This is a genomic window from Sporosarcina sp. OR05, from assembly GCF_041414805.1.
In the GTDB taxonomy this organism is placed as follows: Bacteria; Bacillota; Bacilli; order Bacillales_A; family Planococcaceae; genus Sporosarcina; species Sporosarcina saromensis.
In genome coordinates, this window is the sequence record NZ_JANKJL010000013.1 from 72,032 (window position 1) to 95,075 (window position 23,044).

The 23,044-nt window shown below is 41.9% G+C and carries 17 protein-coding genes and 2 pseudogenes; 4 read left to right on the top strand and 15 right to left on the bottom strand.

Annotated features, from left to right (window positions below):
- The first annotated feature begins 152 nt into the window (after positions 1 to 152).
- Complete coding sequence (locus tag NRI27_RS15305; RefSeq protein ID WP_317946014.1) at positions 153 to 587, top strand: NUDIX hydrolase; 435 nt, start codon at positions 153 to 155, stop codon at positions 585 to 587.
- A 25-nt stretch (positions 588 to 612) separates the two neighbouring features.
- Here NRI27_RS15305 and NRI27_RS15310 read toward each other — a convergent pair whose 3' ends face one another.
- The 14 genes and pseudogenes from NRI27_RS15310 to NRI27_RS15375 all read right to left on the bottom strand — a co-directional run bounded on the left by NRI27_RS15310 (position 613) and on the right by NRI27_RS15375 (position 17,829).
- Positions 613 to 1,554, bottom strand: a complete 942-nt coding sequence (locus NRI27_RS15310; protein WP_317946016.1) for a diacylglycerol kinase — start codon at positions 1,552 to 1,554, stop codon at positions 613 to 615.
- A gap of 87 nt (positions 1,555 to 1,641) precedes the next feature.
- Entirely contained in the window at positions 1,642 to 2,211 is a 570-nt protein-coding gene (locus NRI27_RS15315; protein WP_371391513.1) for a thioredoxin family protein, read from the bottom strand.
- A gap of 135 nt (positions 2,212 to 2,346) precedes the next feature.
- A complete protein-coding gene (gatB, locus tag NRI27_RS15320) occupies positions 2,347 to 3,777 on the bottom strand; it encodes an Asp-tRNA(Asn)/Glu-tRNA(Gln) amidotransferase subunit GatB (protein ID WP_371391514.1) in 1,431 nt (476 codons plus the stop codon).
- Positions 3,777 to 5,243 carry an Asp-tRNA(Asn)/Glu-tRNA(Gln) amidotransferase subunit GatA gene (gatA, locus tag NRI27_RS15325; protein ID WP_371391515.1) on the bottom strand — a complete coding sequence of 489 codons (1,467 nt, stop codon included), beginning with the start codon at positions 5,241 to 5,243 and terminating at the stop codon, positions 3,777 to 3,779. Before gatA ends, gatB begins: the two co-directional genes overlap by 1 nt.
- Positions 5,244 to 5,267: 24 nt before the next feature.
- Complete coding sequence (gatC, locus tag NRI27_RS15330; RefSeq protein ID WP_371391516.1) at positions 5,268 to 5,555, bottom strand: Asp-tRNA(Asn)/Glu-tRNA(Gln) amidotransferase subunit GatC; 288 nt, start codon at positions 5,553 to 5,555, stop codon at positions 5,268 to 5,270.
- Positions 5,556 to 5,740: 185 nt separating this feature from the next.
- Complete coding sequence (locus NRI27_RS15335; RefSeq protein WP_371391517.1) at positions 5,741 to 6,856, bottom strand: CamS family sex pheromone protein; 1,116 nt, start codon at positions 6,854 to 6,856, stop codon at positions 5,741 to 5,743.
- Between the two features lie 6 nt (positions 6,857 to 6,862).
- A complete protein-coding gene (gene ligA / locus NRI27_RS15340) occupies positions 6,863 to 8,875 on the bottom strand; it encodes an NAD-dependent DNA ligase LigA (RefSeq protein ID WP_371391518.1) in 2,013 nt (670 codons plus the stop codon).
- A 12-nt stretch (positions 8,876 to 8,887) separates the two neighbouring features.
- Positions 8,888 to 10,429, bottom strand: a pseudogene (locus NRI27_RS15345) (3'-5' exonuclease); the annotation flags it as partial.
- Between the two features lie 93 nt (positions 10,430 to 10,522).
- Entirely contained in the window at positions 10,523 to 12,328 is a 1,806-nt protein-coding gene (ltrA, locus tag NRI27_RS15350; RefSeq protein ID WP_371391536.1) for a group II intron reverse transcriptase/maturase, read from the bottom strand.
- 805 nt (positions 12,329 to 13,133) lie between these two features.
- Positions 13,134 to 13,826: pseudogene (locus NRI27_RS15355) on the bottom strand (UvrD-helicase domain-containing protein); the annotation flags it as partial.
- A 55-nt stretch (positions 13,827 to 13,881) separates the two neighbouring features.
- Complete coding sequence (gene pcrB / locus NRI27_RS15360; protein WP_371391519.1) at positions 13,882 to 14,574, bottom strand: heptaprenylglyceryl phosphate synthase; 693 nt, start codon at positions 14,572 to 14,574, stop codon at positions 13,882 to 13,884.
- Between the two features lie 106 nt (positions 14,575 to 14,680).
- Positions 14,681 to 14,998: a YerC/YecD family TrpR-related protein gene (locus tag NRI27_RS15365; RefSeq protein ID WP_371391520.1), complete on the bottom strand. Its 318-nt coding sequence runs from the start codon at positions 14,996 to 14,998 to the stop codon at positions 14,681 to 14,683.
- A gap of 26 nt (positions 14,999 to 15,024) precedes the next feature.
- Entirely contained in the window at positions 15,025 to 16,101 is a 1,077-nt protein-coding gene (locus NRI27_RS15370; protein WP_371391521.1) for a DUF3048 domain-containing protein, read from the bottom strand.
- Between the two features lie 9 nt (positions 16,102 to 16,110).
- Positions 16,111 to 17,829 (bottom strand): adenine deaminase C-terminal domain-containing protein, encoded by a 1,719-nt coding sequence (locus NRI27_RS15375; RefSeq protein ID WP_371391523.1) that lies wholly within the window; start codon positions 17,827 to 17,829, stop codon positions 16,111 to 16,113.
- Between the two features lie 180 nt (positions 17,830 to 18,009).
- On the opposite strand from NRI27_RS15375, the gene NRI27_RS15380 reads away from it, so the two are divergent.
- From NRI27_RS15380 to NRI27_RS15390, 3 genes are read left to right on the top strand one after another with little or no spacing between them, the layout of a single operon-like run.
- Positions 18,010 to 19,374, top strand: coding sequence for a spore germination protein (locus NRI27_RS15380; RefSeq protein ID WP_371391524.1), 1,365 nt, complete (start codon positions 18,010 to 18,012; stop codon positions 19,372 to 19,374).
- Positions 19,367 to 20,461, top strand: a complete 1,095-nt coding sequence (locus tag NRI27_RS15385) for a GerAB/ArcD/ProY family transporter (protein WP_371391525.1) — start codon at positions 19,367 to 19,369, stop codon at positions 20,459 to 20,461. Before NRI27_RS15380 ends, NRI27_RS15385 begins: the two co-directional genes overlap by 8 nt.
- Entirely contained in the window at positions 20,458 to 21,558 is a 1,101-nt protein-coding gene (locus NRI27_RS15390) for a Ger(x)C family spore germination protein (protein ID WP_371391526.1), read from the top strand. The genes NRI27_RS15385 and NRI27_RS15390 overlap by 4 nt, the downstream gene beginning before the upstream one ends.
- 213 nt (positions 21,559 to 21,771) lie before the next feature.
- Here NRI27_RS15390 and purD read toward each other — a convergent pair whose 3' ends face one another.
- A complete protein-coding gene (gene purD, locus NRI27_RS15395; protein WP_371391527.1) occupies positions 21,772 to 23,031 on the bottom strand; it encodes a phosphoribosylamine--glycine ligase in 1,260 nt (419 codons plus the stop codon).
- Positions 23,032 to 23,044: the final 13 nt, after the last annotated feature.

Sequence of the window (23,044 nt, forward strand, 5' to 3'; positions counted from 1 at the left end):
TTATAAAACAGCTATCTACCTATTCATTCCCTATTTTACGCCTAAAAAACTGTATAGGGCGGTATTTTTGTGAAGAGTTTTCGACAAGCAAATCAGCTTGACAATAATTAGAATCTTTCGTATACTAAAGAAATCATAATGGGGTGAACAAAATGAAAGTGAAGAGAAAAGTGTTAGCGTACATTACAAAGGGAGAAAACACAGAGCGTAAAATCCTTGTGTTTGAGCAAAAAGACAATCCTGACGCAGGCATTCAAGTACCTGGCGGAACGATTGAAGATAACGAGTTGCTGATCGATGCACTGTATCGTGAAATCGAAGAAGAAACAGGTATTCGACGCGATCAACTGGAACTAAAAGGAAAAGTGAATAAGCGCAATTACTTTCCAACGCACCAGCAAGATACTGTCCATGAACGCAATATCTTTCATCTGACGTATATTGGGGATTGTGATGTAGAGTGGGATAATTGTGTAAACAGCACGGGCAAAGATAACGGAATGGTATTTCATTGTAAATGGATCCCTGTTCACGAATTACCAGCACTTGCAGCTGGTCAAGGGGACGAAATCGAGTTTATTATGTGAAATTGCAAAAACTGCATTGGATTGTTCAATCCAATGCAGTTTTTTTATCTTCATGTGCAATACGGTCTTGATCGCGAATCGCATCTAACGGAACAAACATCTCAATGTGACGATACAAGTTTTGGAAAGTGGCAGGTAATGTACCTCCATATTCTCCATCCAAATTTAACAACACTTCCTCAGAAGAAGTGATTGTTACTTTCTCTGCTTGCGAGGAGATCACTAAAGGATCATCCAAATGTTCTCCACGTAAGGCTAAACTGACGACTCTAATAAATTCTGCTATATTACACTTTTTCAGAACAAGCAATGTAAATTTCCCGTCGTTAATACTCGAGTTGGGTGCTAATTTTTCTAATCCACCGACTGAGTTCGTAAGCCCAACGAGAAATAACATAACCTCTCCTTCAAAGACGTTATCATCGTATTCGATACGAACGTTTGATGAATGGATGGAAGGGAGCATCTCAATTCCTTTTAAGTAGTATGCTAATTGACCAAGGACGGTTTTCAATCGACTCGGTACTTCATACGTCAACTCCGTCATTCTTCCGCCACCTGCGATGTTGATGAAATAACGATTATTCATCAATCCGACATCGACTGGAATCGTATCCCCTTTTAATATAATTTCAAGGGCATCGTCAATATCTCTCGGTATGCGCAAAGCACGGGCAAAATCGTTCGTCGTCCCCGTAGGAATGAGCCCGATTTTAGGTTTCTTCTCAAACGGTGAAACCCCCGCCACCACTTCGTTTAAAGTACCGTCACCACCTGAAGCGACGATCAAGTCGAAGTTCCGTTCAACCGCCAATCTCGCTGCTTCCGTCGCATCGCCTTCTCCTGTCGTTGCATGAACGGATGTTTCATAACCCGCCTTCTCCATCTTTTCTAGCACCTCTGCAAGATGCTTCCGAAAAATTTCACGACCTGCTGTCGGATTATAAATGATACGTGCACGCTTCATCCTAATTCCCTCTCAATTCATACAAATTCTAACACGCTAAGCACAAACGTGTGCCCAAAAAATCCAGTTGAATTTGCAACCGATTTCTCATTTTGATTGTTGTAACACCGGCATGAACGTTTTGCGAATGTCTTCATAGACAGTCAACCATAATTCATGTTGCGTCGTATATTCTTTCATTAGTTGTTCAATAAAGGCTTGTTGTTGTTCTTCAAACTCTGGAGCATCCTTGTCTGGCAACTGGCTTTTACGTGCCAAGACGTCTTCTTGAATAGAAGCCGCACGTGGGCCCCATTTCGCTAATACATTGCCTTCATCGTCCAATAACAAGTAGATCGGAATGGAACGGCCACCGTTCGTCAAATACCGGTCTATCAAATCTGTATCTGCATCACGGTAGACGACGCGTACGTCCAATAAAGCAGCCTCTGCAATCTTACGGAGTATCGCATTGTTCATCATTGCATCGCCACACCAATCTTCGGTGATGACAAGAATTCTTGGACTTTTTTCTTTTAATAAACCGATGAACTCATCGTCTTTCGGTACATCAAATTTTTCGTACACACCGAAACTATTCTCTTTATGCTTTTCCATTTGATCCATGTATGCTGTAAGTGTAATGGCTTCTTCAAAATATTGCTGCTCGCTTTTCAATCCCTCTCACACTCCCTTTTCTTTAGTGTATAGCTATTCGTAATGCGAATCAAATAGGATGCCACTAAAGAAACACAAAAAACAATCCTATACAGAGACTTATGAAAGACTCGTATAGGATTATTCAGAAATACGTTATCGCTTATTAATTTCTTCGAGAAGTATTTTATTGACAAGTGGTGGGTTTGCTTGCCCTTTTGTTGCTTTCATCACTTGTCCGACGAGGAAACCGACAGCGCGGTCCTTACCGTTTTTATAGTCTTCGATCGATTGTTCGTTGGCATCCAATATTTCCGTTACAATTGTACGAAGTGTGCCTTCATCGGATATTTGAACAAGACCTTTCGCTTTGACGATGTCAGCTGCATTGCCGCCGTTGTCAATGAGTTCTTTAAAGACTCTTTTAGCGATTTTAGAAGATATTGTTCCGTCTGCAATCAATTTAATCATGCTTGCCAGTCCTTCTGGTGTCAAAGCAGTATCATGCAATTCTTTTTGTTCTGCGTTCAAATAAGCAGACACTTCGCCCATCAACCAGTTGGAGGCTAGTTTTGCATCCGCGCCTGCAGCAACGGTCGCATCGAAGAAATCCGACATCTCTTTCGTCAATGTTAGGACGTGTGCGTCGTATTCCGGCAAGTCCAGTTCTTGTACATATCGTGCTTTTCGTGCGTCTGGTAACTCAGGAATTTCTGCACGGACACGATCCATCCACTCTTGGTCAATATGGATTTCGGAAAGATCCGGATCGTTGATGAAACGATAGTCATTCGCGCTTCCTTTAACCCGCATAAGAACAGTTTGCCCTGTCGCTTCGTCATAACGGCGTGTTTCTTGCACAATTTTACCGCCAGCTAAGAGGATTTTCTCTTGGCGCTCCACTTCATTCGCAATCCCTCTGCGTACAAAGTTGAAAGAGTTCAAGTTCTTTAATTCGGTCTTCGTGCCAAATTTCTCTTCACCGATTGGTCGTAACGATATGTTCGCATCACAACGGAGAGATCCTTCTTCCATTCGTACGTCAGAAACGCCTGTATATTGAATAATTGCTTTCAGTTTCTCCAGGAAAGCATACGCTTCTTCAGGTGAACGAATATCTGCTTCTGTAACGATTTCAATGAGTGGTGTACCTTGTCGGTTCAAATCGACAAGTGAATAGCCGTTATCAGAGTGTGTCAATTTCCCTGCATCTTCTTCAAGATGGACGCGTTCAATGCGGATTTTTTTCTTTTTGCCATTCACCTCAATTTCAATCCAACCGTTTGAGCCTACTGGACGGTCGTCTTGTGAGATTTGATACGCTTTCGGGTTATCTGGGTAGAAATAGTGTTTACGGTCAAAGTTCATGACACGTGCAACTTCACAGTTCAATGCCATAGAGGCTTTCATGCCGAATTCAACAGCTCTTCTGTTCAATGTAGGCAATGTACCTGGGTAAGCTAAGTCTGTCACGTGAATGTTCATGTTTGGTGCTGCACCGAAATGCGCTGGAGCTGGTGAAAAGATTTTCGTATCCGTCTTTAACTCGACGTGGACTTCAAGTCCGACAATTGTTTCAAAGTTCATTATTCATGTCCCTCCCCAATAGATGGAGTACGTTTATGAAATTCAGTCGCTTGTTCGAATGCGTGTGCCACTCTATATAGAGTCGCTTCGTCAAAATGTTTACCGATCATTTGCAATCCGATCGGTAAGCCATCAGAGAAACCGCATGGAACGGAGATGGCAGGTAGGCCAGCTAAGTTGACTGAAACTGTTAAAATATCGTTCGTATAAAGTGTCAGCTGATCTCTGACGATACCACCGATCTCATAAGCGGTTGTAGCGCTCGTTGGGCCAACGACAATATCGTAGTTCTCATAGAGGTTCGCAAAATCTTGCGCAATCAGTGTACGTACTTTTTGTGCTTTTACGTATAATTCATCATGGTGCCCATCGCTTAACGCGTATGTACCGTAGAGAATACGTTTTTTCACTTCAGTGCCGAAACCTTCAGCACGTGAACGCAAATAGATCTCTTCCAAGTTCTTTGCATCATCAGGACGGTAGCCATAGCGAATACCATCAAATCGTGCAAGGTTTGATGAAGCTTCAGCAGTTGCAATTGCATAGTAAGTCGGTGATGCATAACGAGCATGTGGAAGTGATACTTCTTCCCATGTTGCACCCATGGATTCAAGGACGTCAAGGGCTTGTCTAACGGATGCTTTTACGTCTTCCGCAACCCCTTCGCCCATGTATTCTTTCGGAACAGCAATCCGCAACCCTTTAATATCGCCCGTTAAACCAGCTCTAAAGTCAGGTACTTCTTTAGACGACGAAGACGAATCACGGTGATCGAGTCCTGCAATTGCACTCAGCAATAAGGCATTGTCTTCTACCGTACGCGTAAGCGGTCCGATTTGATCTAAAGAAGAAGCAAATGCAACAAGACCGTTACGGGAAATTCGACCGTATGTCGGTTTCATCCCAACAATCCCGCAAAAAGCGGCCGGTTGACGAACCGATCCACCTGTATCCGTCCCTAGAGAGAATAATACTTCGCCTGCTGCTACAGCAGCTGCTGATCCACCCGACGAACCACCAGGTACACAGTCCAAGTTCCAAGGATTCCTTGTGACCTTGAATGCAGACCGTTCAGTCGTAGAACCCATCGCAAATTCATCCATGTTCAATTTACCGACACTGATCATACCAGCTTGGTTAATTTTCTCCATTACAGTTGCGTCATAGACAGGTACAAAGTTTTCGAGCATTTTGCTCGCACAAGTCGTAACTGTCCCTTTTGTAATGATGTTATCTTTAATGCCGATCGGTAAACCGAATAGTGTCCCACGGTTCTCCATTGGTTCGTTATCCAGTTTTTCTGCTCTTGTAAGTGCCTCATCTTCTGTCACTGTAAGGAAGGCTTGTACTTTGTCATCCAAATGAGCGATTTGTTTGAATGCATCTTCGGTTACTTCTTTGACAGAAACTTCTCGGTTATGTAATAGTGCTTGAAGTTCTGTTGCCGTCTTTTTCATTAACGTCATCTTACATCCTCCTAAAGTTCCTTCTTACAGGATATTCGGAACTTTTATCATTCCGTTTTCATGCTCTTTTACACTTTTCAACATGTCATCGCGGTCCAGAATATCTTCCGGATGATCTTCACGGAGAACATTGAATAGTTGCAATGGATGTGTCATCGGTTCTATGTCAGTTGTGTCGACTTCTTGCAGTTCTTCTGCAAATTCAACTAACTCGGAAATGATTGTTGAATAGAGCTCTGTGTCTTGATCCGAGACAGCAATTCTAGCAAAATTTGCATAGTACCGCACATCATCTTGTGTAAACTTCGTCATTTTCGTTCCTCCCTATTGCAATTGTACGACTAATCATACCACCTAACAGGTATGTTGAAAAGTAACTGTTCCAGGAACAAACCGCTATCAATAAGAGGGATTGTTAAGATTTAACTCGAATGTATTTCAGTAGTTTACATCGTATTTATTCTTAACAAACCCATTATACTTCTTACCATTTATAGTCAGTAGCCATAAATATGAACAAATGGCTCCTCGTCCGCTGCCTTTTTGATAATAACCGCTTCAGGACCATTCACAGATGTAATGCTCACTTCCACATCAATATCCTTATAATAATCTTTCACTTTTGATGTCACAAATTGCGTAAAACCAATCGTTTCGCTTTTACCGAAAAACTGGATTGGAATAGTAATTGTTAGCGACTGCATCCGATTGTCTATGAAATGCCCTGTTGCAACGACGTTCACAAAACTTGGAAAGTACTTATCGATGTCCTGTTTGAAATTATTGTACGTCGTGTTAATATCCCGGTAATTTTCAATTGAAGACGATGCTGGAAGCAAAACGTACTGTTCGTTCACTTCTTTCCATCCATTTGGAGTCGTTTTCCCTTTATCAAAAAGAGTTGTTGCAAAGTAAGAACCAGGCACGATCGCATTCCGTTTTTGTTGTTTAAATAAGCCTACGACAATTGGAATATCTTGAAACCCTTCTTTTGCCCGCATTCTTTTAACAATTTCTTCTGCAGCTTTCATGCCTTGCTGTTCAAGTTCTTTGTCCGGAATCGTCGTTTCTTTACCATTTTTGCCATAATAAACGGAGTTTAACGCGAGTCCGATTGAAATGCCTGATAACCGTAATTTTTTATCATCGGTTAACGTCAAATAGTTCTGTTCAATAATATGGGCTAAAAATATCGGCTGCTCTTCCTCCGATTCCCCTTGTGCTGCTGGTGGGTTCAGTCCTTCAGCGTTTGTTGAGCTTCTAGATAACCAAGCTCTTGTAGTATCAGTATCAATATATTGCCCTTCTTGAAAATAGTATTTTTTTGTATCAAAATGCTGTGTGGATAACCGCAAAAGGCCTTGTTCAGCTTCCTCAATATCGTATTTTGTGTAAATATTATTTACGACAAGTCCACGACTGGCACTTTTCTTAAAAGGGAGTAGCGTTGGATAATAGTCATCTTTTAATTGTGCTTCTGGAATAATGACGGTCTCTTCCACTTTTTCATCGTTTTCTTGTATGACTTCCTCTTTTTTAGGACCGATTGATGGTAAACAACCACTTAAGAAAATAGCAGTCGCCGCAACCGGTATTAGTAATAACCTTTTCATTACGAATTACTCCTTTTCACCGAGTGCATTGACAAGCTCGGTTTCGTTCCATACAGGAATACCAAGTTCTTCAGCTTTGGCCAGTTTTGAACCCGCGTCTTCTCCTGCGATGACGAGATCCGTCTTTTTGCTTACGCTCCCACTGGTTTTGCCACCTAACGCTTCAATTTGCTCTTTTGCTTCATTACGCGTTAAAATGGATAATTTTCCTGTCAGGACGATTGTTTTTCCTGCAAAAGGACCTTCAGTCGGTACTTCCTGGCGGGTACGACCTTTATAAGTCATATTCACACCAAAAGTCTTTAGTTTGTCAAGGACTTCCTGGACATCTTCATTTGCGAAAAATGTAACGACGGAGTCAGCAACCTTCTCACCAACTTCATGAATTGCAATGAGTCGTTCTACGTCAGCCACAGCTAAGGCATCTATCGTACCGAATTCTTCAGACAACAAAGTAGCTGCTCTTGCGCCGACATGTCGGATTCCAAGGCCAAACAGGAGCTTTTCCATAGAATTCTCTTTCGAAGCGGCAATTGCATTTACGAGATTGGTCGCAGATTTTTCACCCATTCTTTCTAACGACAGCAGTTGCTCTTTCGTAAGCGCGTACAAATCGGCTACATCTTTCACAAGACCTGTCGTATAAAGTTGGTCCACAACACGTTCCCCAACACCTTCAATGTTCATCGCATTTCGAGAGACAAAATGGATAAGTGCTTCTTTCATTTGAGCTGGGCATTGTGGATTCACACAACGTAAAGCGACTTCTCCTTCAATTCTGACCAGATCAGAATCACATACAGGACAGTTTTCGGGCATATGATAGGGCACTTCATCTCCATTACGCTGGTCCATCACGACACTTACAACTTCAGGAATGATATCGCCTGCCTTACGGATGATGACTGTATCGCCGATGCGGATATCCTTTTCTCGGATGAGGTCTTCATTGTGCAATGAAGCTCTAGAAACAGTCGTACCGGCAACTTTTACCGGGTCTAGTAGTGCAGTGGGTGTGACAACTCCTGTACGGCCGACGCTTAACTCAATATCGCGTAGTTTCGTAAGGACTTCCTCTGCCGGGAATTTATAAGCAGTTGCCCAACGTGGACTTTTTGCTGTAAATCCCAATTGCTCCTGCTCTTCGTAGCTATCGACTTTAATGACGATTCCATCGATTTCATAGTCCAAATCCTGTCTACGATTTTGCCATGATTCAATGAAAGCGAGCACGTCTTCAATCGTTTTGCATCGTTTACTGAACGGATTCGTCTGAAAACCGAGAGAAGCTAAATAGTCCAGTGAATCTGCATGCGTATCTTGACCGTAAGCACCGCCATCGCCGCCGATTCCATATATAAATACAGACAGGTTCCGGCTTGCCGCAATTTTAGGATCCAATTGACGGAGTGAACCGGCAGCTGCATTTCGCGGATTCGCAAAAGGTTCTTCGCCGTTTTCATCCCGTCGTTCATTCAACCGCATAAATGATTTTTTCGGCATGTATGCTTCACCACGAACCTCAATGGTTACCGGTTCAGCAAGTTCTAACGGAATGGCATGAATGGTCTTTAGATTGGCTGTAATGTCCTCACCAATCGTTCCATCCCCACGTGTGGAGCCTTGTACAAATTCTCCATTTTCATATCTTAATGAAACGGCTAAGCCGTCTATTTTTAATTCACAAATATAACTGAGCGGTTGCCCCGTGCCCGCTTGTACACGTCGATCGAAGTCACGGATATCCTCTTCGTTAAACACATTAGAGAGACTTAACATCGGGTACGCATGGACGACTTTACTAAATCCAGCTAAAACGTCACCGCCGACTCTTTGCGTAGGGGAATTGGGATGTATCAACTCTGGGAACTGTGCTTCAATGGCAATTAGCTCCTGCAAATGGGCATCATAAACGGAATCCGAGACAAGTGGCTCGTCCATTACGTAATAGGCATGTCCATACTTTTTCAGCAAATCGTTTAGTTCTTGCACGCGCTTTTCAGCTTCTTTTCGTTCCATTTGTTCCTCTCCCTATGCTTTTTCTATTGGAGCGAATTTGGCGAGTAGCCGCTTCACGCCGATTGGATTCGGAAAAGCGATATCCAGTTCGACATCGTCCTCTTTCCCTTTCACGCTGACGACCATACCGGTCCCCCATGTTTTGTGAACCGCTTTATCGCCAGCTTTCCATCCTAGCTTCTCTCCGCCACTCGTTTTGTAAACAGGTTTTTTGACCGCTGGACGTACTGGTGCAGATGAGCGACCAAAACCGCCCGAAGAGAATCCATATGAATTCGTAGACGCCACTTCCAAAATGTCTTCAGAGATTTCATGCAAGAAACGAGACGGGTTATTGTAACTAGTACGACCAAAAATCGTTCGATAGGCAGCACAAGTTAAAAACAATCTTTTTTCTGCGCGCGTGATCGCCACGTATGCAAGTCGACGTTCCTCTTCCATTTCTGCACTGTCACCAATTGAACGGGAATGCGGAAAAATATTCTCTTCCATACCAATGACAAAGACGACCGGGAACTCCAATCCCTTTGCAGCGTGCATGGTCATAAGGACGATTTTCTCCGTCGATTGGTTCGTCTCTTTATCCAACGAGTCAATATCCGCAATAAGCACCAAGTCTGTTAAGAAGGCAACGAGTGAACGGTCACTATCATCCTCTTCTGCACGCTTCTCAAATGCTTCCGTTACGGATAAGAACTCATCAATATTTTCAAGACGACTTTCCGCTTCAATCGACTTTTCGCGTTCTAACATCGCACGATAACCCGTTTTTTCGAGTACTTGTTCAACCAATTCCGTAACCGGTAAATATTCCTGCATTTTAGCAAAGCCTTCGATCATGTCTCTGAACTTGACCGCTTCATTGGCCGCTTTTGCAGTAAGCCCCATGAAGTGGACTTCCTGTAGTGCGTCGAAAATGGAGCGATCGTTTTCAAGTGCAAACATTGCCATCCGCTCAAATGACGTCGCGCCAATGCTACGTTTTGGTTCATTAATAATACGTGCCAGTGCTAAATCATCGTCAGGATTGGCAATTAACCGCAAGTATGCGAGTAAGTCTTTAATTTCTTTACGATCGTAGAACTTTGTACCCCCGACGATCGTGTAATCCAAATTGGACTTCACTAAATATTCCTCAATCATCCGGGATTGAGCGTTCGTGCGATAAAGGACAGCAAACTGATCGAGCGACAAATTCTCTTCCTCTTTCAGCTCAATAATCTTTTGCACAATGTATTGTGACTCATCTTTCTCGTCGGCTGCTTTATAAACAGTGATGGCATTCCCGTCTTCGTTTTCGGTACGCAGTTTTTTATCGTATCGACTTTCGTTGTTTTGGATGACGTCATTCGCCGCTTGTAAAATCGTCTTTGTTGAACGATAGTTTTGTTCCAGCATGATAACTGTCGCATCCGTATAATCTTTTTCAAACGAAAGGATATTACCGATATCAGCACCACGCCATCTATAAATGGACTGATCTGAATCCCCGACAACACAAATATTACGGAACTTCGCCGCTAACATTTTAACAAGTCGGTATTGAGCGTTGTTCGGTTGCGATAGGTAAGAGTTTGAAGTTATCTCCGTCTTTTCCCCCGCTTAGCACCGTACGTGAGACTTTCACCTCATACGGCGCCCCATCAACTAATAGCTCGTTACATTATCAATTACACAGTTGCCAACACGTTTTCGAAGGTCGTTAACTTTACTCAGTTGTTTCCCATCAAGACTCACTATCGATAAATATTTCTTAATGGTTTGGTTATTGACTGCGTGAATCAATTTATGAACATCTTTTGCGATGAACACTAAATTTTGATAGGAATCTGTACCGCCTTTTGATTTAGGTTTCTTATGATGAAGCTCCATATTACCTATTTCCAACTCATAACCTGAAATAGCGCATTGCCCTTTTTGAGAGATATACTTGGATAATCGATTATCGTTGTACTCCATGCTCTCAGACTTTATAGGGTTTTCCATCAGATAATGAACCATAAAGGCTGGCACCGCTTCTTGACTACTATGAATCAAGGCTCGTCCTTCCGCAGTATAACTGTTCTTTTCTTGAGTGAAGTTCACTGGATTCTTGTGTTTCACGCCATCTATAGGAAATAGTGCTAATCCACAAGCAAAGATTTTCTTTTTACCGAGATAATCTTTATAAGCAGTCTGGTGGTATTTGGTGATTACCCCATTCGTACTCCTGACCTTCTTTAATTTGTTGTACAGGATTCTTTTGACTGAGTAAGCAATTTCGCTGAAATCTTTTGTGACGTCGGTAGCTTGCCGATAGTAGTTGTGAAAACCGAGAATGGTTGAATTGTACTTTGCCACTTCCGCTTTCTTTTGATGTCTACGAATATATTCCGCTTTCATTTTAACCTTCTCAACTATTTGTCGTTTAGCTTTATCCGATATTTTTGATTTTACAACACGCTTTTTACCTTTTGGAATCACCTTGAAATTAAATCCAAGGAACTCAGAATAGTTTTTCCGTAAGTTTACCACTTTCGATTTTTCGTGACTAATCTCTAAGCCAAGTCTTTCTTTTAACCATTTTTTTACTGCTTCGAATACAGTAAAAGCAGTTTGATGGTCACGACAAAATATTTTGAAGTCATCTGCATATCGAACTATAAACATTTCCTTCAACTTCGAGGTACGTTTAAGCTCTCTGTACTTCAATGATTGGTCTTTTCGCATTTTACTACCAATTACACGGTACCGAGTGTAATCCCGATGTGTTTCAAATGTCTCCCACTGGTTACTTATCCACCAATCGAATTCATTCAATACAACATTTGAAAGTAGCGGTGAAATGATTCCACCTTGCGGAGTGCCTTTTGTCGGTATTCCAATTCCTTTAATTTCGGCTTTGAGCAGTTTACTAATTATCGAGAGTATTCGTTTATCCCTAATTCCTAACGTCCAAAGTTGTTTTAGGAGTTTTCCATGGTCTACGTTATCGAAGAATCCTTTTATATCGACGTCTACTACATAATGCAGATTATTTCGATTGGCTAATGTGACAGCTCTTGAATATGCGTGAAGCGTTCCACGGTTTGGACGGAATCCGTAACTATGGTGATGAAACTTTGCTTCACATATCGGTTCTAATACCTGCTTCAAGCATTGCTGCACAAGCCTATCTTCGATTGTCGGTATGCCCAATGGTCTAATTCCACCGTTTGGTTTTGGGATTTCCTTACGTTTTACTTTATGAGGTTTATAATCCTCGAGTCTGTTCTTTACGTAAGCGACAAGTTTGTCAGGGCTTCTAAGACCTATTTCGAATATGGTATTGTTGTTTACTCCTGCCGTTTTACTACCTCGATTTTTCTTGATGTTTCGAAAAGCCAGTTTAACGTTGGCTGGATGTACTACCAGTTCGTACAGATTCGTAAAAGTTTCCCCATCAGAACTTAACTTGTAAAGTGTATCAAACATGTTTTGCGTGTTGTAATATTCGTTATTTCTCAGCTTTTGCCGTTTTAACTTCTTCGATTGCGTTTCGGAATCAGTCAATTACTCACCTCATTTACAAACCTAGACGATTTGTAAGTTTCAGCTTTCACTTCTCTTAGTCATACTCGAACCCGATTTCTGTGTGTAATAATGTCGTCTTCCATCAGTTGACTAGTGGCTATCCCTTCACTGCTTGTTATCACAGCTTCGCAGGTACTATGCCACCACCTTCACCGATACTAAGGTAAGTTATGAATTAAAAATGCTTTCCTTACCACCGCTTCATAGAGTGCAAACTCTCCACGTTATCGGCTTACCACGTTCCAAGAATCCTATCTATACATATACCCTTAGATGATTCCTCTAGCCCTGTTAGCTGAATGGTGCCTGTAACACCATAAGGTATTTCATAAAGACAAGTTTTACTCTACCTCACTAACCCTTACAAAGAAGGACTATCCATTTCGAATAGTTATACCTCTAGAGCCGTACATTCGGAATTTCGTCTATAGATGGTTGTTTCATCTAATTTCTCATCATAGGTATTTTGTAGAACCCCGACCTATCAGTCATACCCTCTGCCTCCAGAGAGCTTTCCTCGACTCCACGTTAGGATGACCTTCAGCCGACTTCACCGAGCTTATAACCTTCAATGTTTTGCACCATTGAACGCTATTCGGAGGATTAGGTGAGCCTTTCAGGGCGTTACCCCATCATTCGACTCATCAGATTCTTAGTTCTCCTAGATCCCTCTAGTGGCTAACCTTTTCAGTTAGCAACGTGTCGCACTGTCTTGGTACTCATCAACGTGAATGTATTGGAATTTGTTCTGATAATAGTCGAGGACATCAGGGACCCGTTCGAACAATGTGAGTGTCATCATGATGAGGTCGTCAAAGTCGAGGGATTGGTTTTGACGTAATTTCTTTGTGTACCCTTCATAGACAGTTGCAACCGTTTTTTCATAAGGGTTTTGCATATTGATTTGTGCTTTGAATTTCTCCGCATCGATACATTCGTTTTTCGCAGAACTAATCGTTCCTAGCATCGTACGTGGATCGTATTGTTTCGAATCGATGTTACGTTCTTTTAAAACATTTTTAATTGCTGTCAATTGATCTGATGAGTCTAAGATTGTGAAGTTCTTTGACATACCAATCCGATCAATATTTCTTCGTAAAATCCGGACACACATCGAGTGGAACGTTGACACCCACATGCGCTCACCCGTACCTGGTCCTAACAGGCCGTCAATCCGTTCCCGCATTTCACGTGCTGCTTTATTTGTAAAGGTGATTGCCAGAACATTAGAAGGATACACGTTTTTTTCAACAATTAAATATGCAATTCTATGTGTCAACACTCTGGTCTTCCCAGATCCTGCTCCTGCCATGATAAGCAATGGACCTTCCGTTTTTTTAACTGCTTTCGCTTGTTCCGGATTCATGCCGGCAAGTAGGTTTTCGCTTAGTTCATTCATAAGGAATTCCGCCTTTCTTAGAACGTTTGTTCTTTATTATACATGATATTCCTCATCAATGGGACATCGTTTTCACAGCTTGTACGGTCGTTAACGCCGCTTCAAAATCTTCATAGATGACATTACCTACTATTACCGTATCGGCTAGGCGTGCCATTTCCCTTGCGTCCTCAGCATTCCGAATGCCGCCACCATAGAACAGTTTCGTGTTCTCAAGCACGCGCGCAGCCGCTTTGACAATCGCTGGATCCCCAAACATCCCACTGTATTCTAAGTAAAAGACAGGTAACTTGAACAAATGCTCCGCCATGCGCGCATACGCGATGACATCCTCTTCATCAGGTACTTTATCGACACCTGTCAATTTTGCAGCTTTACAATCTATATTTACGATACAATACCCTTCAGCAATGACTTCTTCCCAATTCATCATATGACCGTATTCTTTTAACGCAGCATGATGGATTCCGTTGATCCACTCTGTCTTGGACGCATTCAACACAGTTGGAATGAAATAAAAGTCAAATCCAGGTGTCACCGAATCGACAGTCGATACTTCAAGAGCGACCGGAACCGAATAGCGACGGATTCGTGCCAGAAGATCGAGTACGTTCTCCAATGTCACGCCGTCTGACCCCCCTATGATCAAGCCGTCTGTCCCTGATTCAGCAAGCCGTTCCAACGCATTGTCTGTAATGTTTTTTGCAGGGTCCACTTTAAAGGCGTGACGCCAATTTTTTATATCCATTGTATGACCACCTATTTTGTAAAGTTATCATTTTACGTCTACATGTTGAGGTAAACTCTATCCAACAGTATACCAAAAAAACGAGCGGAAAGATTCTCCGCCCGATTTACTTCTTTTCCGTATTCTCTTCTAGTTCAGGATACAAACGGTTGAGTACCATATTGTAACCGCCAGATCCGTAATCGACACATCGTCTTACCCGAGAAATAGTCGCTGTACTTGCACCGGTTTCATTTTGAATCCGGTCATACGTCTTCTTTTGTCTCAATGCATGTGCAACTTCTAGACGCTGGGTCATCGATTGCAGCTCACTCATTGTTGCCAGATCATCGAAGAACGAATAGCATTCCTCAATATTCTTCAGTTCCAAAATCGCTTTAAATAGTTGGTCCGTTTGCTCACTACGAATTTTATCAATTTGCATATATGTTCCCCCTCTTTCTATTCGTGTCAAGGAGTATAGGAAACGGATTTCGCCAAACCAAGTGACGTTGGGATGACATGGAACCACGTCTTCCCTGGTACCAATTTTACAGGTACGCCGTCTTCCACCGGGACGATAAATCCTTCAATGTTCTTCCACTCAATTTCTTTTACAGCACCCGCTTGAAAAAGCATTGCCTTGCCGCCACTTTCAATATCTACCGCTTGTCTACCCTCGTTGTCAATTGTCCGGTGGGCAGTCTCTATGACAACAACATTTGCCACTTCAACCGGTAAATTGTTTTCTTTATCGACTGTCAAGACGTCATTTACCATACGCTGGTAAGTCCCGTTATCTGGGTTGTAAGCAAACGTACTGATGAATTCTTTGTTGTTACTGAAACGGACAACAAGCATTGAGGCGATATCTTCTATTTTAGCATCCTCAAGCGATTCATGGAACGTAAACGGAGGAATCTTTGTGACAACAGCCTGCGATTTTGTCATTTCAATCGCTTTACGAACATTTTCATTACTAATATAGGAATTATGTGGCGCTTTACGCTCAACCGACCTTTTAAATAGAATGCCATCATACTGCATGCCATTCACATGATCGACATACCGTTTGTCTAATAATGCCTTCGCATCCGGGCTATACCCATGCGCAACATAAAAAGCATCCATCCCCTTAGCAAGTTCTATAAAATAATCCCTGGCACTTCGAACGGGTCCAATCGATTCTGGCAGCTCACTTTGAAAGAGTGCCAAAAACCGAGTGACATTGCCTTCCGCCACAAACTCATACACGATATCCGCTGCACTTAGACCTGATTGTGGTCTAGCTTGAGGATGATTATTAATCGTAGCAAGGACTGCACGATCGCCCACTTCAGTTTCACCTTTTACACCTGTAAACAATGTTGGAAACAGTGCTCGCTCGTCATCCATTCCCTCCTGCTCATCCTCAACTTCAATGATTTCGGGTTTTTCTTGTGTGTGGTCAACTTCTTCCGCACCCGCTTTCTCATTTTTTGAACACGCCGACAACAGCAACAACACGATCGCCAGTCCGACTAGCCATCCCCTGTTTTTCCCTTCCATCTTTTCCCCCTATCTTTCCACTGACGGAATGATCACTTCATTTTTCATTACATGATAAAGTCCTAGCTGCGTAGCTCGAACATAAGGCAAATGCGTCGATTGTAAAAACAAAAAGGTGTAGACCGCATCTCCATGTTGGTAACCCCGAGTCGCTAAAGCTTCTTTTAACGCCACTTCCTCTTCAATTAAACGCTCTACAGAGGAAGCAGATAATCCCCCACCAATCGGTAGAGCGATGGAAGCAACAACTTCGCCATCTTCGACAAGCACCATTCCACCGTTCATCCGTTTCATCTCATCAAATGCTTGCTTCATCGCACCCTTATCTTTGCCAATCAAAATGAGATCACCTGTATTTGAATACGACGAGGCCAATCCTTGAACTTGATTGGCAAAGCCTTTTATGACTGTGTTCACACGCCACTTCCCATGTCGATCGACAAGTAGAAGAAAACTTTCATCATGTTCTTCCGCTAACTTGTCCACTGATAAATCGATCGTTACTTCATACGGTTTCGTAATGACATCATTGACCATTCCAATGCCGACAGGATGTGTAAAGTCAAAATCTTGTTCACTCAAATCAAAATCGAGTGTACAATCCGGAATGATGGACCAATCCACGTGCTGGAAAGTTCCAGTGGATTCATTGTCCCTCTTTAGCCATTTTCCTTTTGATAAGACATCTGTAGGTACCGGATGCCATTCGTCGTCAAGGAAGTTCAGCGTAGCATATCGACCCGTTGCAATGAGTCCATGCAAATCATCCATTCCGTAATATCTTGCTATGTTATAGGAGGCCATTGCATAGGCATCAATTGGTTTAACACCGGCATCCAATGCAACTTGGATACATTTATCCATGACACCATCCGTGTGGAATGAAGGTGTAGATCCATCCGTCGTCATCATTAAATGATCAAAAACATGTAATTCTTTGTCCACAATACCTCTTAACAAATGCGGTAAATCAGGACGAATGGAAGAATGGCGAAGCGTCACTGCATAGCCATGAAGTAAGCGTGATTCCACTTCTTCCACAGTCATCGCTTCATGATCCCCATCTGCGCCAATTAGCTTCATTCTAGCCAACGTTCGTTCAGAGGCACCTGGAAAATGCCCTTCAATCTTTTTACCCGCAGCCTTGGCAGCAAACAAATTGGTCATCATCTCTGCATCGCCGTTCAGAAGTCTTGGCCAACCCGTCAGCTCCCCCCCCATCAGCACATCGCTACGCTTTATCCATTCAGCAACTGCTGCTGGAGTGAACATTTCTCTCTCGTTGTGCAACACGGTTTGCGAGTCAAACCGCGCCCACCAATAAAACGAAAATGGCAATTGGTGTAATTGGTCAACCAATTTGAAAGCCTTTTCATTCCCTAAGAGCAAGAAGAACGTCAAATTATCTGCAATAAATGTCGTCGTGCCTCGTTTCCCTGCAAAAGATGCAAATGATTCAGGGTTGTACAACTGAAATGGGTGAACATGCGGTTCAATATAGCCGGGAACGATTTTTTTCCCTGTCGCGTCAACCACTTCCGTCTCCTCCATCAAGACAGGCATTCGACTGCCTGTATACACAATACGATCACCATGAATCCAAATGTTTCCTGTTACCCACTGCTTTAAAACAGAATGGAGGTAAGTAGCATTCTGGATAACCATATCAGGCGAAGCTTTACCGTTAATAATTTGAAGTTGTCTATCTATTGTATGTTGGTCCCACATAATATTGACTCCTCTTTTATCTTTCTATGGTTTTATCGTAGCATAGCAATCGTTGGAAATATAGAGCCAATATGCGCGAAGAGAGAATGTTCCGTCATACACGCAAACCTCCAATAGAAGAATGAACTGCTTTTTTCTCGGTTACTCTAAGAGCAAGGTTATGGAAGGAGGGTACGAAAGTTGAATAGTAATCATGATGAACAAGCGCCCATTCTTGTACAACGTCTCGCTCATCATTTACAACCATCTGCTGACATCATACAAACACCATTACACATTGATGGAACAAAAGCACATGTACTCTATTTAAAAAGTGTGGTAGATGGCCAACTACTTCAAACAATTGTTATTAAACCATTTTTCGAACTACGTGCCGCAGACTCTTTTGTTCAGTATCTTTCTTCACTGCCGAATAAAGTCGACGTTCCAGCTGAAAGACAACTTCTCATCGAATTGACGAAAGGGAATGTCTTAGTTGTCGTCGGTCAGCGGACTTTTTTATTGGACATAAAGAAGAGTGTTACAAACACAGTTTTGGAAACGGCTTTAGAACCGACAATTCATGGACCTCAGTTTGGTTTAAGTGAAAGTTTGGAAACAAATTTAAATATTATTCGCCATAGATACTATACTTCTTCACTTGTAGTGGAGACAGCTAGTTTAAACGATGAATCCAATCGGCCAATTGCCATTTTATATGATGAAAAACATGTTGATACGCATGTCCTAGATCTGGTTAAAGAACGGTTGAAAGATTTAAAAAACCCTCTTATCCAGTCTACAGGGGATTTAGAGTTATATTTAAACAATCAAAAACTAACATTGTTTCCTGATACATTATTAACCGAAAGACCAGATCGAATCGCCTATAATTTGGCCACCGGAAAAGTTGTTCTACTAGTGGACGGAAGTCCCCAGGCGACAATGGCACCTGCAGTCTTCTTTGATTTCATGGTTTCAATGGAAGATCATTATCACTCTTTTTGGATTTCACTGTCAACGCTCATGCTACGCTATGCAGGATTACTAACCTGTATCATTTTACCTGCACTGTATGTAGCCATCATTTCTTTCAATCCAGATGTCATTCGCACAGAGCTTGCCCTTACAGTTGCCGGGAGCAGAATAGGAGTTCCTTATCCTTCTTATATTGAAGTGCTTTTCATGCTCGTCTTTATTGAATTGCTCACGGAAGCAAGTATTCGATTACCGAAGGCGGTTAGTGCAACAGCAACAACTGTCGGTGGTTTAATACTTGGGACAGCAGTCGTCGAGGCTGCCCTTGCTTCCAATATCATGATTATCGTCGTGTCACTCGTTGCAATTTCAACATTCGTTATCCCCATCAACGAAATGAGTTTTTCTATTCGCATTTCAAGATTTTTTTTATTGCTGTATGCCTCTCTATTTGGCTTGGCGGGGGTCATTATCGGCATGCTTGGCATTATGATGTATTTAACGAATAAAGAAAGTTTCGGAAAACCGTATTTAAAAATGTATTGGAAAAACCGCAATGATGAACTGAAGGTGAAAGCGGATGAATAGATACGTTTATTATTTAATTTTTATAAACATGATTGCGAATTTAGTTGCGACAGTTCCTAGAATACTCGTTGTGGAGAGTAAAAATGGGGTGCTGTTTTCTATGGGGCTTGCAGCAATTTCAGGTGTTATTATTACGTTCATCACGGTCAAATGTTTTAACAATTTTCCAGGTCAGGACCTCATTGAGTTACTTAAAACCCGAACTTCAAAGTGGTTTTCCGTGCCTGTTCTGCTCTATTTCGCGCTGAACTGGTTTATAGCAGGCCTCATTACCTTAGTAACATTCACTTTCATACTCATTCGTTTTTTGTCACCAGAAACTTCTATCTTCATGTATGTGTTAAGTTTTTTGGTCATCATCTCTTATGGGGTCCTAGCTAAAACAAAAAGTGTATTATATATGACTGAATTAACAGTCGTCCTATTTAGCCCTTTTGTCTTCTTACTCATCGTAAAATCATATGTGAATGACGTGTTTAATATGGATTTTGTCAAGGTCGCTCTAATGCATGCAAATGAATGGCCAAGTTATTCCGCCTATACAGCTTCCACTTACTTATATATCGGTATTGTCAATCTAGTTGTCTTTAATCGCTATCTTACGGAGAAAATCCGTTTTGGTGCAAAACAGATCATCATTATTGGAGTGGTTGGCGCTTTCGTTTTATTAACAACATATTTCGTACCGATTGGTATTGCTGGGTTTGATGAGATCGATCGATTAATTTATCCTTGGATTTCCACAAGTGATTCCATCCGAATGCGCTTTGGTATTGTCGAGCGCTTACTTTTCATTTTTTTATTAATCTTTTTAGCAATTGCTGTGCTCAGCATTGTTATTCATTGGCACGTTGCTGTGAAATTCTTTTACACGGTGTTCACATTCAAGAAGCTGAAGTGGAAGGATAAACCACTATCACCTGTGCTCATCCTTATACTGTTTTGGAGTGTAGGAATTTACATGGTCTCTTACTTAACCGAGCATCAGTTATTTATTTTTACAAGCTATTTCTTTAACTTACTGCCCTTGTTTTTCACAGTTTTAATAATAGTCTTTTTTGTCATTAAGCGAGGTGTGAAGGGATGAAACAATTACATTTGTTAATTATTTCGCTTTGTTTGATAAGCACGTTTCTTTCAGGTTGTGGCTTTAAAGATATTGATAAACGAGTATTCATATCAGCAATTGGCATTGATCCAAGTGAAAATGGCGAAGGATTTAAAGTAACTTTGAAGATTGCGTTACCAATTGGTTCTGTTAAAGATGCTTCAGGTGCTAAATATGCCTATTTTTCAAAAGAGGGTGAGACAATTGGTGAATCTTTACGCACCCTTGAAACACATACTGACAAAGTGCTCGAATTCGGTCATATGAAAGCAATTGTCATCCATGAAAAATTGCTAGCAGATGGCGTGAAAGAATATATGGATTATTTCACTCGTAGAGGCGATATCCAGCTCATTGCATATATAATCGCTGCCCGTCCAACCGCTGAAGATGTCTTAAAAACTGAACCGAGTACTGAAGCCGCTTCAACGGTTTCGCTTTTTAACTTTTTTGATCAGACAGGTACGGAAAGTCCTTTTATCACGACAGCTTTTCTGTTCCAATTTAGACGAGATTATTACGGAAAGGGAATCGATTCATTCATTCCGTTAATGGAGACAAATGAAGATAAAACCGAACTACGTGTCAATAAAGCTATTGTTACTGGACTAAATGATAAATTTCTCGTTCTCTCCTCTATTCAAACCAAATATTACAATACGGTCTTCAATGAAAAAAGCGGGTTTGACTACAAAGTAAAAAGTGAAGATTTAGTTCTCATGTTAAATATCGATAACATTCATACGTCATATAAAATTATTACAGATGGCAATGAACCTGTTTCAATAAAAGTCGATGTCAAGATGATCGGGATCATTGGACAATCAAATAAGATTTTATCGATCGACAAGTTAGATGAATACAATAAAATTTCATCGAAAACAATTGAGAAAAAGTTATTGGATTTTTTGAAGTTACTTCAAGAAGAAAAGTTAGACCCCGGATTCGGATTGCGCTACCGTGCAACCCGATTAAATGAAGAAGGATTATTCGAAAAATGGAAAGAAGCTTATCCATCTCTCCCTATTGATTTAAACGTGGATGTTCAATTAAAGAGTACGGGGGCGATCGAGTGAAGTTTGCCTAGTCGTTTAAAAAGAGCTACGGGCAAATTGAGTTGAGACAAGAAGTAGTATTGAGCAATGAACTTGCGACGAAATTGAAGCGTCACTGTCCTTAAATCGACTTGCCACACCTCATTATACTTCTATTGAAAACAATAGCGTGTGAAACCATCAAACAATAATGGTTTCACACGCTAATAGTATTCGATCAACTACTTGAATTAATTACTCAAAGGTGCGCCAGCCGATATCTGTACGGTAGAAGAAATCCTTCCACTCCAAGTTATTTAAGCCTTTGTAGACATGTTCCTGCGCCTCTTTCAATGAAGAAGCCTTCGATGTAACGAGGAGGACACGGCCTCCATTCCCGATAAACCCTTCACCGTCTATCTTTGTGCCTGCATGGAACACTTCCAGACCGATGTTCTTTAAAACATCTAACTCTGGCAATGCATTTCCTTTTACTACATCTCCCGGATAACCGTCTGCAGCAACGACGACCCCTAACACAGCATCATCATGCCATTGCAGTTGATATGGTTTGCCTGTCATGAGCGCCATCATGAATTCTCCGAAGTCAGATGCCATCCGTGGTAATACGACTTGTGTTTCCGGGTCACCGAAACGAGCGTTAAATTCAATTACTTTCGGTCCTTCAGCTGTTAAAATGAGTCCAGCATACAAGATTCCTGTGAAAGGCAGACCAACTGATGCCATTGCCTCGACAGTCGGTACGACAACCCGATTATACGCTTCTTGGATGACGTGTTCTGAAATTTGAGGAACAGGCGAGTATGCTCCCATGCCGCCAGTATTAGGCCCTGTATCGCCATCGAATGCACGCTTATGATCTTGCGCGATAGGCATCGGATAGATCTGCCCTTCATGGACAAACGACATATAAGAAAACTCTTCGCCCTCAAGATATTCCTCGATGACGACACGAGAGGATGAATCACCAAATTTTTGATTGCCAATCATTTCATCCACTGCATCGACTGCTTCCTCCATTGTCATTGCCACGACGACGCCTTTACCTGCAGCGAGTCCATCGGCTTTTACAACAATAGGTGCGCCTTGTTGACGGATGAATGCTTTTGCTTCGTCCACATCCGTGAAGGTGCCGTAAGCAGCAGTTGGAATGTTGTACTTCTTCATTAATTCTTTGGCGAATGATTTGCTGCCTTCAATTTGTGCTGCGGCTTGCGTCGGACCGAAAATCCGTAAATTTCGTGTTTGGAAGTAATCAACAATTCCCTCCGCTAACGGTTGCTCAGGACCTACAAAAGTCAGGTCAATCGCATTTTTTTCGACAAACTCTGCGAGCGCTGCAAAATCGTTGGCGCGTATTTGTACACATTCAGCGTCTTCTTTCATGCCATCATTCCCAGGCGCAACAAACACTTCAGAGACAGAAGGAGACTGCTTAAATTGCCTTGCAATCGCGTGCTCCCGTCCCCCACTTCCGACTACGAGAACTTTCATGAATAGATCCCCC

Coding starts and splice junctions, on each gene's coding strand:
- NRI27_RS15385 (WP_371391525.1), top strand. CDS start 19,367: ATGAATAGATACGTTTATTATTTAATTTTTATAAACATGATTGCGAAT.
- NRI27_RS15370 (WP_371391521.1), bottom strand. CDS start 16,101: ATGGAAGGGAAAAACAGGGGATGGCTAGTCGGACTGGCGATCGTGTTG.
- NRI27_RS15310 (WP_317946016.1), bottom strand. CDS start 1,554: ATGAAGCGTGCACGTATCATTTATAATCCGACAGCAGGTCGTGAAATT.
- purD (WP_371391527.1), bottom strand. CDS start 23,031: ATGAAAGTTCTCGTAGTCGGAAGTGGGGGACGGGAGCACGCGATTGCA.
- ltrA (WP_371391536.1), bottom strand. CDS start 12,328: ATGTTTGATACACTTTACAAGTTAAGTTCTGATGGGGAAACTTTTACG.
- NRI27_RS15375 (WP_371391523.1), bottom strand. CDS start 17,829: ATGTGGGACCAACATACAATAGATAGACAACTTCAAATTATTAACGGT.
- gatA (WP_371391515.1), bottom strand. CDS start 5,243: ATGACGTTAATGAAAAAGACGGCAACAGAACTTCAAGCACTATTACAT.
- ligA (WP_371391518.1), bottom strand. CDS start 8,875: ATGGAACGAAAAGAAGCTGAAAAGCGCGTGCAAGAACTAAACGATTTG.
- NRI27_RS15305 (WP_317946014.1), top strand. CDS start 153: ATGAAAGTGAAGAGAAAAGTGTTAGCGTACATTACAAAGGGAGAAAAC.
- NRI27_RS15365 (WP_371391520.1), bottom strand. CDS start 14,998: ATGCAAATTGATAAAATTCGTAGTGAGCAAACGGACCAACTATTTAAA.
- NRI27_RS15335 (WP_371391517.1), bottom strand. CDS start 6,856: ATGAAAAGGTTATTACTAATACCGGTTGCGGCGACTGCTATTTTCTTA.
- gatC (WP_371391516.1), bottom strand. CDS start 5,555: ATGACGAAGTTTACACAAGATGATGTGCGGTACTATGCAAATTTTGCT.
- gatB (WP_371391514.1), bottom strand. CDS start 3,777: ATGAACTTTGAAACAATTGTCGGACTTGAAGTCCACGTCGAGTTAAAG.
- pcrB (WP_371391519.1), bottom strand. CDS start 14,574: ATGGATATAAAAAATTGGCGTCACGCCTTTAAAGTGGACCCTGCAAAA.
- NRI27_RS15390 (WP_371391526.1), top strand. CDS start 20,458: ATGAAACAATTACATTTGTTAATTATTTCGCTTTGTTTGATAAGCACG.